Here is a 14,389-nt window from a genome sequence, read left to right as displayed (position 1 = left end):
GGTTAGGCATCAACGATACGGCCCCTTGGGTGGTACCCATATGCTGCAAACCTTCTCTGAACGGGAAGGAACTTTAACAGGAGGTGGACAGCATGCCATTAACGCCGCTGGACATACACAACAAGGAATTTTCCCGACGTTTGCGCGGGTATGACGAGGATGAAGTCAATGAATTCCTGGATCAAGTCATCAAAGATTACGAAGGCGTCATTCGCGAGAACAAAGAGCTGAGCAATCAGTTGCTGTCCGTTCAGGAGAAACTGGATCATTTTTCTACAATTGAAGAGACGCTTAGCAAAACGATCATCATTGCGCAGGAAGCTGCTGATGATGTGAAGGGTAATGCGAAGAAAGAAGCGCAGTTGATCGTGAAGGAAGCAGAGAAAAATGCAGACCGGATCGTGAACGAATCGTTGGGAAAATCGCGTAAAATTGCTTTGGAAGTGGAAGAACTGAAAAAGCAGGCATCGATTTATCGAGCCCGTTTCCGCACGCTTGTTGAAGCGCAGCTTGAACTGTTGACTCAGGATGGTTGGGAAGTGCTGGAGAGCCGGGAGCAGGAAGTGCGTGACCGTGAGCGGGAGATGAAAGAAATTTATTAGTCTGTCGCCTGGTTGACTTTTGTCTGCAAAGAGGCTATAACTATATTCATAATGAATAGTGATTCCATGACGGGTTCAGTACGTTATGATCTCATCCCTCAGAGAGTTGGTGGTTGGTGCAAACCAATGGATGAGTTATAGCCGAATATCTCCCCGGAGAAGTGACGCTGAAGCGGTGATTATGATTGCCGTGTGTAAGCCGAACCGTAAGCCGTACGTTATAACGGCACCCTGCAGTAGTTTAGCGGGGCATAAGCGCTGTTGATGACAGAGCATACCCAGGCTTGCCTGGATGTGGTTTGTGATGAACAGAATTAGGGTGGTAACGCGAGTATAGCCTCGTCCCTTTCCAGGGACGGGGCTTTTTTGTGTCCAAAAAAGGCGAACGTCCCTGAGGCCCGAAGGGACCTCAGGGAGAGTGCCACCCGCCGGGAAAGCGAAGCACCCGGCAACACCCGCCTCGCGGTAAGGCCATGCGGCGTTCACGCAGGGAACAGCCGCAAAATGGCCGCCACTACGCACATAAACCCTCGCCCATAAGCGCCACTGTTCCACCAACGACAACCCATCCCGGGTGTCCAGAGGGCGAGCACCTATGGGGTCCCCCTTGGCAAGGGGGATTTAGGGGGATTGAAACGCTTTTTGTGGACGGTCCACAATCCAACCAAAGAAAGGGAAGATAATCATCATGCAACGAGTTGACGTCAAAGAGAAGGCACGTGCCAGAGAATTACGCGTGTTAGATAAATGGAAAACGGAGAACACATTCAAAAGAACCATCGAAAACCGGGAGGGTAAGCCAAACTTCGTATTTTATGAAGGGCCGCCTACAGCGAACGGTAAACCGCATATCGGTCACGTACTGGGACGCGTAATCAAGGATTTTGTTGGACGGTATAACACGATGAAGGGTTACCGTGTCGTTCGTAAAGCAGGTTGGGATACACATGGTCTGCCTGTAGAGCTGGGTGTACAGAAGAAGCTTGGTATCTCCCACAAGTGGGAAATCGAAGATTACGGCGTGGAAAAATTCATTAACGAATGTAAAGCGAGCGTATTCGAGTACGAGCAACAATGGCGTGATTTGACAGAAGGTATCGGATACTGGACGGATATGGATAACCCATATATCACCCTTGATAACAACTACATCGAGAGTGTATGGAACATCCTGGCGACAATCCATGAGAAAGGTCTGTTGTATCGTGGTCACCGTGTGAGCCCGTATTGTCCATCATGTCAGACAACACTGAGTTCCCATGAAGTTGCACAAGGGTACAAAGACGTCAAAGATCTGAGTGCTACAGCGAAATTCAAACTGAATGACAGCGGAGAATTTGTACTGGCTTGGACGACAACACCTTGGACACTGCCTTCACACGTTGCACTTGCCGTGAATCCGGATATGGACTACTCCCGTGTTCGTCAAGGTGATGAAGTGTACATCATGGCAACCAATCTGGTTGAAAAAGTGATGAAAGATACCAAGGGTGAGTATGAGATCATCGGTGCACTGAAAGGTGCCGACCTGGTTGGCAAAACGTATGATCCTCCGTTCAACTACGTACAGGCTGAGAAAGCTAACATCATTCTGGGTGCAGGCTTTGTAACGGATGCAAGTGGTACGGGTATCGTACACATGGCTCCTGCCCATGGTGAAGATGACTACCGTGTATGCCGTGAGAATGGGATCAGCTTTGTGAACATGGTGGACCTGGAAGGTAAATTTGTCGCTGAAGTGACTGACTTTGCCGGACGTTTCGTGAAGGATTGTGATATTGATATCGTGCGATATCTGTCTGAGCATGGACGTTTGTTCAGCAAAGAAAAATATGAGCACAGCTATCCGTTCTGCTGGCGTTGTGATACACCGCTTCTGTACTATGCAATGGACAGCTGGTTTATCCAAACAACAGCCATCAAGGACCAATTGATTGCCAACAACAGTGAAGTGGATTGGTACCCAGGTCACGTTCGTGAAGGTCGCTTCGGGAAATTCCTTGAGGATCTGGTGGATTGGAATATCAGCCGTGATCGCTATTGGGGAACTCCGCTGAACATCTGGGTGTGCGAGGAGACGGGCGAACAATTTGCTCCACACAGTATTGCAGAATTGCGTGCTCGTGCGGTAGGTGATGTGCCTGAGAATCTTGAATTGCATAAACCATATGTGGATGACGTTAAAGTCATGAGCTCTTGTGGCAAATATGAAATGAAACGTACACCGGAAGTGATCGATGTCTGGTTCGACAGCGGCTCCATGCCGTTTGCCCAGCAGCACTATCCATTTGAAAATAAAGAAGTATTCGAACAGCAGTATCCTGCGGATATGATCTGTGAGGGAATTGACCAGACACGTGGTTGGTTCTACAGCTTGCTGGCGGTTTCCACCCTTTTGACAGGCAAAGCGCCTTACAAAGCGGTTATGGCTACAGGACACGTTCTTGACGAGAACGGACAGAAGATGTCCAAATCCAAAGGTAACGTTATCGATCCTTGGGAAGTGATTGAAGAATACGGTACAGATGCATTCCGCTGGGCTTTGTTGTCTGACAGTGCACCGTGGAACAGCAAACGTTTCTCCAAAGGTATCGTAGGGGAAGCAAAATCCAAAATGGTGGATACGCTGGTCAACACCCATGCATTCCTGACGCTTTATGCTACCATTGATGGATTTGATCCACAGGAGCACCCGTTCCAACTGTCCGCACACAAGCTGGATCGCTGGATTCTGTCGAGACTGAACAGCCTGATCCTGGTTGTAGAAAAAGCGTTGCTGGTTAACGACTATCTGAACTCTTCCAAAGCGATTGAAGCATTTGTCGATGAACTGAGTAACTGGTATATCCGTCGTTCCCGTGACCGTTTCTGGGGAAGTGGTCTGACAGAGGATAAATTGGATGCTTACCGTACATTGACTGAGGTGTTGGTGACTACTGCGAAACTGGTTGCTCCGTTTACACCGATGCTTGCAGAAGATATCTATCTGAACCTTGCAACAGGCGAGAGTGTGCACATGGAAGACTATCCGGTAGCTAATAAAGCGCTGATTGATGCAGGACTGGAACAGGATATGGAGACGGCTCGCCGCGTGGTTGAACTTGCCCGTAACGTTCGTAACGAAACAGGTATCAAGACACGTCAGCCGCTGTCCGAATTGATTGTTTCTCTCGATAAAGGGTTTGACCTGGCAAGTTATGAAGAGATCATCAAGGAAGAGATCAATGTAAAAGGAATCCGTACGGAGCATAATGATGCGGAATTCGTTGACTTTACATTGAAGTTGAACCTGAAAGTTGCAGGTAAGAAATACGGTAAAAACGTAGGATTCCTGCAAAACTTCTTCAAGGGAATGTCGGCTGATGAGACACGTAAAGTGGTTTCGGAGGGTGTGCTGAACATCGTTTCTCCGGAAGGCGAAGAGCTGCAAGTGACGAGCGAAGAATTATTGGTTGATAAACAGGCCAAATCTGGTTTTGCTTCAGCATCGGGTTACGGTCTGACGGTTGCACTCAATACCGAAATCACGCCAGCCTTGGAACAGGAAGGCTGGGTCCGTGAAGTGGTTCGTGCTGTGCAGGATACCCGGAAACGTCTGGATCTGCCGATTGAGAAAAGAGTACGTTTGACACTGGATGTGGATGCATCCCTTCAGGAAGCTATTCAGGCGTTTGATGATGTCTTGCGTGAAAATGTTCTCGTAAACGAAGTTACATTTGGTTCGAATGAGTCCATGGAACGCGTTGAAGCCGGAGGCAAATCGATCGGTATTTACATCGAAGCGTAATTCGGAGCATGTCCCATTCAACAGGGATAGAATATAGAGTATAAACAAACGAGCCGCAGTGGCAGGGACATATTCCCTGTATCTGGGCTCGTTTGTTTTTTAGGCAATAAGGCAATGATTCTATAGTGCAGTCAATCTATATTGATCAAAGGAACTGACCAAAACATGAGCGAACATGACAAGCAAACCGCCTCCACTTCACAACAATCAACATCAGATAATCTCAATTCCCATGACAAAATTGAAGAGTTACATACCCTGACGAACCGTCTGGCGAATGAACTGGAACGTTCACGAATAGCGCAATACACAGAATTGCTGAACAGGCCATGGAAATTGATTGGACTTAACCTGTTGTCTGGAGCCGCCCGAGGTGTGGGGATCGCGATTGGATTTACCTTTTTTGCAGCAACGATCATTTACGTTTTGCAGCTACTTGGGGCGCTCAATCTTCCCATTGTTGGAGATTACATCGCTGATATTGTGCGCATTGTCCAGCGCCAGCTTGATATGAACACATACTAAGCGATTAGCAGCGATTAAAGGTGAAAGATATCAAAGTGCATTTAGTACATGTCATCCGTCTCCATATCCGGTTCTAACAGACCCTCGCCCTCACGGTTCTCCAGGTACTGGCGATATTGCCGATTGCGCACGATGGAGACGTCATGACCATAGATGTCCGTGGCAACAAAGCTTTCGTACGCTTCAACGCAGCCTTCCACTTCATCGGTTGCTTCAATCGCCATAACATCATAGCTATCGATATCACGTCCTTCAGCCATGGCTGGTGAGTTCGATGTGCCCCAGCTCTCAACGATCTGCCAGGCATCCTCGCCATCGAAGCCATTTTGGTCATCACGCTCGTCCAGACTGGTTCGACCAAATGCCGGGGCAAGGAATTCTTCCTCTACAGGACGGTTTTCGGAGACAACGGTTTCCGGTTGATGTTTTTTGCAGTATTTGGTGTAGGGAACAGCTTCCATACGTTCATAAGGGATGGGTTGCTGGCAGACCGCACATGTACCATAATGTCCTTCTTCGATGGAGTGCAGTGCAGAATCAATTCGTTCCAATTGGAATTCATCATGTTCCAGCAGGGATATGTCTTTCTCGCGTTCATACACCTCCGTGGCTATGTCACCAGGATGGTTATCAATTGGTGATAATTCACCTGTCTGTAGCTTAAGGGAATCTCCAAGGCCATAATGCTCGTTTTCCGAAAGTCTATGTTCAATATCGCGCTTATCGGACATCAGTTGGGAACGTAAAAATTGCAGTTGTTCGTTAGTAAAATGTGACATGATTTTCCCCTTTCTGCTTTCATGCTGGAATCCGGATTTTGACTCTATTGTAGGATGTGCCATTAAGGGCAAGATTACAGAAGGGAAATGTTATCGTTTTTGCCATAAGCATTGCTGATGTAGCGCGTCGTGGACGATTTCCAAACAGCTGTGCTACAATAAACAAGTCTGGCGTAAGCCTGGTATCGTTTGGAAAAGACAAGAACGGAGTGACAAACAAACGTGGTGTATTATATCCTCGCTTTTATCGTATTTTTATTGGATCAGGGAACCAAGTATCTGATTGCAACCCGGATGGAACTCAGAGAAGAGATTCCGGTCATCGGCAATTTCTTTGTCATCACATCACATCGTAACTCAGGAGCAGCTTTTGGCATTCTGCAAGACCAGCGTTGGTTCTTTATTGTGGTTACGTTGATTGTGGTCGTTGCCTTGATTTGGTATTTGCAAAAGGTAAAAGATACCCCGCACAAATTGCTGCCTGTGGCGCTTAGTTTGGTGCTTGGTGGAGCAATTGGCAACTTCCTTGACCGGGCATTGACCGGAGAAGTTGTAGATTTTGTACAGCTTAATTTTGGAAGTTATACGTTTCCCATTTTTAACATCGCCGATTCGGCAATCTGCATCGGTGTAGGGTTGATCATAGTGGAGACATTGCTTGAAGGACGGCGCGAAAAAGCAGCCGCGAAGATTGAAGGGAATGAACATCATGAGTAATCCGAATAAGGAACAGATCAACGACGAAGAACTAATGAATGGCAATGAACGTATGGAATGGACCGTTGCCGCTGAACATAAAAAAGAACGAATTGACAAATATATTACGGAAGCTGTGGATAACGTATCTCGCTCCCAGGTTCAATTGTGGATTGGAGACGGGATGGTTACAGTAAATGGTGCTGTAGTCAAAGCCAATGCCAAGTTATCCGAAGGTGATCTGATTGAACTACAGATTCCAGAACCAGCTGCTGTGGAGATCATTGCCGAAGATATTCCGCTGGAAGTGGTATATGAAGACAGCGACCTGATCGTGATCAACAAACAGCGTGGTCTTGTGGTGCATCCGGCACCAGGACATACGTCAGGTACCCTCGTTAATGCACTTATGCATCACTGCAAAGACCTCTCGGGTATTAATGGGGAGTTGCGTCCTGGTATTGTGCATCGTATCGATAAGGATACATCTGGCCTGATTATGGCTGCCAAGAACGATCGTGCGCATGCATCACTGGCTGCTCAGTTGAAGGAACATACGGTGAATAGACGGTATATTGCGCTTGTTCATGGTCATCTTAATCATGATCAAGGGACCATTGATGCACCGATTGGACGAGATACCAATGACCGTAAAATGTATACGGTCACAGAACGTAACAGTAAACATGCCGTTACGCATTTTACTGTTACAGAGCGGATTAATGATTACACCTTGCTGGAATTGAAACTGGAGACAGGACGTACTCACCAGATTCGGGTTCACATGAAATTTATCGGTCACCCGCTTGTAGGAGATCCAACTTATGGACGGAATAAAGGCATCAAAATGCAAGGACAGGCTCTTCATGCGGCCATTCTTGGATTTGTGCATCCAACAACGGGAGAATACCTTGAATTTTCAGCTCCGATTCCGCAAGATATGGAAGACGTGCTTGCTTCGCTACGCAGTCGTTAACAGCTCCAAGAAAGTACAAATGTTCGGATACTTTGTCCATGGCTTTGATCACGCAAATGCTTCATATTAAAGTGTAGAAATTTGCGTCAAATGAGGAGATGAACAACGTTATGAGTATCGATAAATATCAAGAAACTTACATTCAGACTAATTTTGCCGACCGTATCGGTGGCTCCAACTATGGTAAAGACACGAACATTTATAAATTCGAGAAAATCAAACGTGCCAAAGCTTCGGCCAAAAAAGATTTTCCCGATGTGGAACTGATTGACCTTGGTGTAGGTGAACCGGACGAAATGGCTGATGCAGGCATTGTAGCTGCACTTGCAGAAGAAGCTTCCAGACCTGAGAACCGTGGTTATGCTGACAATGGTATTCCTGAATTCAAAGCTGCTGCTGCTTCCTACCTGAAAAACGTATTCAACGTAGAAGGTATCGATGCAGATACTGAGATCGTGCACTCCATTGGTTCAAAACCGGCTTTGGCGATGATGCCTTCATGCTTCATCAATCCGGGTGATGTGACGATCATGACCGTTCCAGGTTACCCGGTTATGGGTACACATACGAAGTATCTGGGTGGAGAAGTGTTCAACATCCAGTTGACGAAAGAGAACAACTTCTTGCCTGATCTGACGGCTATCCCGGAAGACATCGCAAAACGTGCGAAGTTGCTCTACCTGAACTATCCGAACAACCCAACAGGTGCAAGCGCGACGGTGGAGTTCTTCACTGAAGTCATTGAATGGGCTAAGAAATATAATGTTGTGGTTGTACATGATGCTCCATATGCAGCATTGACGTATGATGGCAAAAAACCGTTCAGCTTCCTCTCGGTACCTGGTGCGAAGGATGTCGGCGTAGAGCTGCACTCTCTATCCAAGTCCTACAACATGACGGGTTGGAGAATCGGATTTGTAGCGGGTAACCCGCTTGTAGTCAAAGCATTCAGCGACGTGAAGGACAACAATGACTCCGGTCAGTTCATCGCGATTCAAAAGGCTGCTGCTTATGGATTGAATCACCCTGAAATTACGGAAAAAATTGCAGAGAAATATTCTCGCCGTCATGACATGCTCGTTGCCGCATTGAACGATTTGGGCTTCCAGGCTGAAAAACCTAAAGGTTCATTCTTCCTGTATGTAGAAGCACCAAAAGGTGTGGTTGGCGGACGTCGCTTCGAATCCGGCGAAGATTTCTCCCAATTCCTTATTCGTGAGAAACTGATCTCATCCGTACCTTGGGATGATGCGGGTAACTTTGTTCGTTTCTCTGTAACCTTTGAAGCGAAGGGTGAAGAGGAAGAGAAACGTGTTATTGCTGAGATCAAACGTCGTCTGAGCGACGTACAATTTGAATTTTAATCGCAGTACCCAATAGTTAAATCATGTACTAACGAAGAGACCGGATACGGTCTCTTTTTTTATGCCCATATTAGAAATTTTTCATTTACTCCCTTTACAAAATTATACATGCAACATATGATTAGATCTTTACGTTATTTGTTATATACAGAAGTTGTTTTTGAAGGGAGTTATTACAATTGTTATCATCACGAACAAGTACGGTGTCCTCACCGGCTACAGGAACAGGCAGTACAGTGTCAGGATTAATCAGATTGTTAAGACCCAAACAGTGGACTAAAAATCTGCTGTTATTTGCTGCGTTACTATTCTCTTTTGAGGAGATTCGGACGGAAACCATTCTTGCGACGTTGCTTGGTTTTATTCTATTTAGCCTCGTTGCAGGCTGTGTGTATATTTTAAATGACTTTGTAGACCGGGACAGGGATCAGCTTATCTGTTTGCGTTTTTCCTGTTGGGTGGAGGTTTCGTCATCCGTATTCGTTCGTGCTTGGGCAAAAATGCACTAATCGTTCTGCTTATGTTATCGGTGCTTATTACGGCCGGTAATAATATATATATCGTCATATCGAGACCTTATCCACGATTAAGCAGTCCTATGAACAACTGGAGCAGGATCGTATGGTCCTTCAAGATTCAGACGCAGTCCATTAAAAGTATTATTAACCCTTTACCGCATCTGTGGATGCAGGTAGAGGGTTATTTTGGTTATATCAAATTTCTCATTTTCCTATGGATAAATATGCAGAAATGTTGTATAATTATGAATAACCAATGAGATGTATTGTGCATGGATGTTTTTCAGCCTAACTGCTGATTCTAAGAAGAACGTAGCAGAGGGTTTTCACCTGCGATGGTGAGGTGTTGACAGGGGGTTGTCTTTCTGTCATAATTCATGAAGACAAACGGACATATTGATTACAGAACCCTGTGAGGTCCTGCAATATGAACGACATGAATAGCACCTTTAAATCAGTCCCGTGAGACTGGCAAGGTAACGTGAACGATACATCGTTTTTTTGCTGCGGCAAATGAAGCGATGCATCCCCGAGAGTAAACTTTCTTCAGAGCGGTCTGAAGTTCGGAGACTCCTTGCCAATAAACACGGCAAGGAGTCTTTTTTTTCTCCTCGTCACGGGGCCATGATGCTGAAGGGAAATCCTGAGGAGGCTGAACGCATGAGCACAGAGACACATGTCATTATGGATGAGACGGCGATCCGCCGCGCATTAACACGGATTGCCCATGAGATATTGGAGAAAAACAAAGGAATCGACGATTGTGTGTTGGTCGGTATCCGCACACGCGGGGTTTACCTCGCAGAACGGATTGCCGCCAAAATTGAAGAAATCGAGGGCGCCAAAGTCCCCTGGGGAGAACTGGATGTGACTCCTTATCGCGATGACCGCTTGGACGAAAATAAAGCAAATCGCAAGGAAATGTTGATTATGACACCTGAATCACTTTCGATCCACAACAAAAAAGTGATTTTGTTCGATGATGTGCTCTATACCGGACGGACGATTCGCGCAGCGATGGATGCCCTGATGGACTGTGGAAGACCGCAGAACATTCAGCTGGCTGTACTCGCAGACCGCGGACACCGGGAACTTCCGATTCGACCTGATTTTATCGGCAAGAATGTGCCGACTTCCAAATCAGAGGAGATCGAAGTTGCACTCATGGAAACGGACGGACAGGACGAAGTCAAAATCACTCAGAACCGGGGGGAGCAAGCATAATGATTACACAGACAGCATTGAGAGACCGAAGCTTGCTTGGACTGAAGGAACTTAGTCGAGGAGAAATCGAGTCCATTCTGAACAGAGCGGCTCACTGGGAAGCGCAGAAAGAGAAGTTGGTTCCTGTACTGGAATCACGCTTTGTTGCAAACATGTTCTTCGAGAACAGCACACGTACCCGTTTCTCCTTCGAAATGGCAGAGAAACGCCTGGGTGCACAAGTGCTGAACTTTACGGCAGCCGCATCCAGTGTGGAAAAAGGAGAGTCCATCTACGATACGGTACGAACACTTGAGTCGATGGGCATTGATGCAGGCGTGATCCGGTTGAAACCGGCAGGCGTTCTGCAACAACTGGCTCAGAAAGTGAATGTACCACTCGTGAACGCCGGAGACGGCAACAATGAGCATCCCACACAGGCCTTGCTGGACCTCTACACGATGAGGAAAGCATTTGGCGAACTGAAAGGCTTGCGTGTTTCCATCATTGGTGACATCCTGCATAGCCGTGTAGCTCGTTCCAACCTGTGGGCACTGCAAAAGTTTGGTGCAGATGTACGCTTCTGTGCACCACAAACGATGCAGGCACCGGAACTCGCAGAGCATGCTCCTTATGTCGGTCTTGAAGAAGCGCTGGATGCAGATGTAGTCATGATGCTCCGTGTTCAACTGGAACGCCATCAACATGGTTTAATTACTTCAGCTGAGGATTATCGCGAACACTACGGATTGACGGAAGAACGGGCATCACGCCTAAAACCAAGCACCATTATCATGCACCCTGCTCCTGTGAATCGCAATGTCGAGGTAGATGACGCGGTTGTGGAAAGTGAAGCATCGCGGATCTTCCCGCAGATGGCAAACGGCGTTCCAATCCGCATGGCGGTTATGGAACGTGCGATGAAACTGTAACAGGGTCTGGCTGTGGGTCATAGGCTAACGGTACGGTAGTTCTTATAGAGCAATAAGAGAGTGCACGATAAAGAAAATCATTCGGCTTGCCTGGTAAGCCGGACAGAACCGAAGCGGAGGGCAATTATGCTACAGATTATAAAAAACGCGAACGTCTTGAACCAAAAAGGGGAACTTGAACGGAAAACCATCATTATAGATGAAGGTAAAATTAAAAAGATCGCTGATCTGGAAGACCAAGCCGTACTGGATGTCGAAAAGTCAGCGCAAAGTGTGACAGACGCATCGGGCAAACTGGTCATTCCGGGATTGATCGATATGCACGTACATCTGCGTGAACCTGGATTCGAACACAAAGAGACGATCGAGACAGGTGCCCGTTCAGCAGCACAAGGTGGTTTTACAACGATCGCTTGCATGCCGAACACAAGACCAGTAACAGATACAGCGGAAGTTGTGAAACTGGTATTGGATAAAGCCAAAGAAGCTGATCTGGTTAAAGTATTGCCTTATGCAGCCATTACAAAAAACGAACTGGGTCGTGAACTTACCGATTTTGCCGCATTGAAAGAAGCAGGCGCTATTGGATTCACAGATGACGGTGTAGGCGTACAAAACGCTCAAATGATGAAAGATGCCATGAGCCTCGCGGCAAGTATGGATATGCCCGTGATCGCTCACTGTGAAGATGATTCGCTGGTTGTTGGTGGATATGTGACGGAAGGTGAGTTTTCTAAGCGCCACGGCATCAAAGGAATTCCAAATGAATCCGAAGCTATCCACGTTGGCCGTGATATCTTGCTCGCCGAAGCAACAGGAGTTCACTACCATGTCTGTCACGTAAGTACAGAGCAATCGGTTCGTCTGATTCGTTTAGCGAAGTCCATCGGCATTAAAGTAACTGCTGAGGTATGTCCGCACCATCTGGTGTTGTCGGATGAAGATATCCCGGGCATGGACGCCAACTGGAAAATGAACCCGCCGCTGCGCTCACCACGCGATGTGCAGGCTTGTATCGAAGGTTTGCTGGACGGCACGCTGGATATGATCGTAACTGATCACGCGCCACACAGTGAAGAAGAGAAAGCCAAAGGCATGGAGCTGGCACCTTTCGGTATCGTAGGATTCGAAACAGCCTTCCCGCTGCTGTACACGAAGTTTGTGGAAACAGGACTGTGGAGCTTGGACTTCCTGGTGAAACGTATGACAGCTGATCCGGCACGTGTATTCCGACTGGATACAGGCAAACTGGAAGAGGGAGCACCAGCGGATATCACGATGATTGACCTGAACGAAGAAAAAGCAGTAGATCCTGCAACGTTTGCAACCAAAGGAAGAAACACTCCATTCACAGGGTGGAAGCTGAAAGGTTGGGCCACACAAACATGGGTGGATGGCAAAAGCGTATGGAGCAACACTGTACAACAATAAAACGGTAATTTAGTAAATTGATAAATTAGTAACCCTACATCTTTAACTCTTTAAATCAGTAACAGTAATTCTTAACTTTTTTGAAACAACAAATCTTTTTAACTCTAAAACTTAATCTATAACTTATTTACTAGTAACATCTTTTCAACTAACTCGAGGCAAATCATGCCGAGAGTCTAACATACGAAACAAGCAAAGTTGAATGTCATGATTTTGAACTTGGACACCAACGTAACTGCGGAGCGGACAGAAAAGACCCGAAGAAGCAAAGCGTTCGCCTTTATCACCGGATTACATCATTTGAAAAATGATAAAAAGTAATCCGGGGATAACAGCGATCAAAGGGTTTTCTGTCAGCGGAGCCGCACGAAGTTTCCAGAAAGTTCAACCCCAATGCATTCAACGTTGATAAACACAGAGGAGTGAAATGGGATGCAGGCACAGGCAAGATTATTGTTGGAAGACGGCACACTGTTCACCGGGAAAGCATTTGGTGCTGAAGGTGAAACTACAGGTGAGGTCGTTTTTAATACGGGAATTACAGGCTATCAAGAGGTGCTTTCGGATCCTTCCTATTGCGGTCAAATCGTGACCATGACGTATCCGCTGATCGGAAACTACGGTATTACGCGTGATGACTTTGAGTCGATTCGTCCATACGTACACGGTTTTGTTGTGCGTCGTCATGAGCCAACGCCAAGCAACTGGCGTGCGGAATACAGCGTAGACAATCTGCTCAAAGAATACGGCATCGTAGGAATCAGCGAAATTGATACACGCATGTTGACTCGCCGGATTCGTCACCACGGCACAATGAAGGGAATTCTCACAACAGGATCGAAGCCTGTGGAAGAACTGCTGGAGATGATGGGAGACACGACCATCGCCGAGCTGCGTAACCAGGTGCCTATGACTTCTACGGAGCATGTCTACAATAGCCCGGGAACGGCTGAACGTATTGTGCTCGTGGATTATGGTGCTAAAACAGGAATCTTGCGCGAACTCAGCAAACGTAACTGTGACGTTGTTGTTGTTCCACACGATGTAACAGCAGACGAGATTCGTCGCCTGAACCCGGACGGCATTCAACTGTCCAACGGCCCTGGGGACCCGAAAGACGTACCTCACGCAGTTAACATGATCAGTGAACTGCTTGGCGAATACCCGATCTTCGGTATCTGCCTGGGTCACCAGTTGTTCGCACTTGCAGCAGGAGCAGACACCGAAAAACTCAAGTTTGGACATCGCGGAGGAAACCACCCGGTGAAAGAACTGGAGAGCGGACGTTGCTTCATCACATCCCAGAACCATGGCTTTACCGTAAACGAAGAGTCTGTGAAGAGTACAGATCTGGAAGTTACACATATCAACAATAACGATAAGACCATTGAAGGTCTGAAACATAAATCATTCCCGGCATTCTCGGTTCAATATCACCCTGAAGCAGCCCCGGGTCCTTACGACAACAGCTATCTGTTCGACCGCTTCATCGAGATGATTCGCGAGCACAAAATCACTAACCCGCAAAAGCCGCGTCAAGCCGTATTGGCAGCCGCAGTGAAAGGAGCACAATAAC

General features: G+C 47.0%; 11 protein-coding genes, 1 pseudogene and 1 other annotated feature. Of the genes and pseudogenes, 11 read left to right on the top strand and 1 reads right to left on the bottom strand.

From position 1 onward, the window contains the following. The first annotated feature begins 92 nt into the window (after positions 1-92). The 3 genes from MKY66_RS20700 (at position 93) to MKY66_RS20690 (ending at position 4,914) form a co-directional block, all read left to right on the top strand. Positions 93-602, top strand: a complete 510-nt coding sequence (locus MKY66_RS20700) for a DivIVA domain-containing protein (RefSeq protein ID WP_017687316.1) — start codon at positions 93-95, stop codon at positions 600-602. A gap of 57 nt (positions 603-659) precedes the next feature. Beyond that, positions 660-952: a binding site (T-box leader), on the top strand. Positions 953-1,290: 338 nt separating this feature from the next. Continuing rightward, a complete protein-coding gene (gene ileS, locus MKY66_RS20695) occupies positions 1,291-4,389 on the top strand; it encodes an isoleucine--tRNA ligase (protein ID WP_076211520.1) in 3,099 nt (1,032 codons plus the stop codon). A gap of 165 nt (positions 4,390-4,554) precedes the next feature. Further along, entirely contained in the window at positions 4,555-4,914 is a 360-nt protein-coding gene (locus MKY66_RS20690; protein WP_017687319.1) for a DUF5665 domain-containing protein, read from the top strand. 41 nt (positions 4,915-4,955) lie between these two features. Here MKY66_RS20690 and MKY66_RS20685 read toward each other — a convergent pair whose 3' ends face one another. Next, positions 4,956-5,693: a TraR/DksA C4-type zinc finger protein gene (locus tag MKY66_RS20685; protein ID WP_076211518.1), complete on the bottom strand. Its 738-nt coding sequence runs from the start codon at positions 5,691-5,693 to the stop codon at positions 4,956-4,958. 222 nt (positions 5,694-5,915) lie between these two features. Between MKY66_RS20685 and lspA the strand changes: the two genes are divergently transcribed. The 8 genes and pseudogenes from lspA (at position 5,916) to carA (ending at position 14,388) form a co-directional block, all read left to right on the top strand. Next, positions 5,916-6,410: a signal peptidase II gene (lspA, locus tag MKY66_RS20680; protein WP_017687321.1), complete on the top strand. Its 495-nt coding sequence runs from the start codon at positions 5,916-5,918 to the stop codon at positions 6,408-6,410. Further along, positions 6,394-7,365 carry an RluA family pseudouridine synthase gene (locus MKY66_RS20675; RefSeq protein WP_076211516.1) on the top strand — a complete coding sequence of 324 codons (972 nt, stop codon included), beginning with the start codon at positions 6,394-6,396 and terminating at the stop codon, positions 7,363-7,365. The genes lspA and MKY66_RS20675 overlap by 17 nt, the downstream gene beginning before the upstream one ends. Before the next feature lie 110 nt (positions 7,366-7,475). Continuing rightward, complete coding sequence (locus MKY66_RS20670; RefSeq protein ID WP_076211514.1) at positions 7,476-8,729, top strand: LL-diaminopimelate aminotransferase; 1,254 nt, start codon at positions 7,476-7,478, stop codon at positions 8,727-8,729. A gap of 203 nt (positions 8,730-8,932) precedes the next feature. Beyond that, a pseudogene (locus MKY66_RS20665) lies at positions 8,933-9,160 on the top strand (decaprenyl-phosphate phosphoribosyltransferase); the annotation flags it as partial. Between the two features lie 747 nt (positions 9,161-9,907). Next, positions 9,908-10,471, top strand: coding sequence for a bifunctional pyr operon transcriptional regulator/uracil phosphoribosyltransferase PyrR (gene pyrR, locus MKY66_RS20660; RefSeq protein ID WP_017687330.1), 564 nt, complete (start codon positions 9,908-9,910; stop codon positions 10,469-10,471). Further along, complete coding sequence (locus tag MKY66_RS20655) at positions 10,468-11,382, top strand: aspartate carbamoyltransferase catalytic subunit (protein WP_279303086.1); 915 nt, start codon at positions 10,468-10,470, stop codon at positions 11,380-11,382. Before pyrR ends, MKY66_RS20655 begins: the two co-directional genes overlap by 4 nt. Before the next feature lie 126 nt (positions 11,383-11,508). Beyond that, positions 11,509-12,813, top strand: coding sequence for a dihydroorotase (locus tag MKY66_RS20650; RefSeq protein ID WP_076211510.1), 1,305 nt, complete (start codon positions 11,509-11,511; stop codon positions 12,811-12,813). A gap of 432 nt (positions 12,814-13,245) precedes the next feature. Beyond that, positions 13,246-14,388: a glutamine-hydrolyzing carbamoyl-phosphate synthase small subunit gene (gene carA, locus MKY66_RS20645; protein WP_047843735.1), complete on the top strand. Its 1,143-nt coding sequence runs from the start codon at positions 13,246-13,248 to the stop codon at positions 14,386-14,388. The last annotated feature ends 1 nt before the right edge of the window (position 14,389 follow it).

Source organism: Paenibacillus sp. FSL R5-0766 (assembly GCF_037971845.1).
In the GTDB taxonomy this organism is placed as follows: Bacteria; Bacillota; Bacilli; order Paenibacillales; family Paenibacillaceae; genus Paenibacillus.
This window is presented reverse-complemented; position numbering and strand designations above follow the sequence as displayed.

Excerpts from the sequence above, each read along its gene's own strand:
- MKY66_RS20700 (WP_017687316.1), top strand. The coding sequence starts at position 93 with ATGCCATTAACGCCGCTGGACATACACAACAAGGAATTTTCCCGACGT.
- ileS (WP_076211520.1), top strand. The coding sequence starts at position 1,291 with ATGCAACGAGTTGACGTCAAAGAGAAGGCACGTGCCAGAGAATTACGC.
- MKY66_RS20690 (WP_017687319.1), top strand. The coding sequence starts at position 4,555 with ATGAGCGAACATGACAAGCAAACCGCCTCCACTTCACAACAATCAACA.
- MKY66_RS20685 (WP_076211518.1), bottom strand. The coding sequence starts at position 5,693 with ATGTCACATTTTACTAACGAACAACTGCAATTTTTACGTTCCCAACTG.
- MKY66_RS20675 (WP_076211516.1), top strand. The coding sequence starts at position 6,394 with ATGAACATCATGAGTAATCCGAATAAGGAACAGATCAACGACGAAGAA.
- MKY66_RS20670 (WP_076211514.1), top strand. The coding sequence starts at position 7,476 with ATGAGTATCGATAAATATCAAGAAACTTACATTCAGACTAATTTTGCC.
- pyrR (WP_017687330.1), top strand. The coding sequence starts at position 9,908 with ATGAGCACAGAGACACATGTCATTATGGATGAGACGGCGATCCGCCGC.
- MKY66_RS20650 (WP_076211510.1), top strand. The coding sequence starts at position 11,509 with ATGCTACAGATTATAAAAAACGCGAACGTCTTGAACCAAAAAGGGGAA.
- carA (WP_047843735.1), top strand. The coding sequence starts at position 13,246 with ATGCAGGCACAGGCAAGATTATTGTTGGAAGACGGCACACTGTTCACC.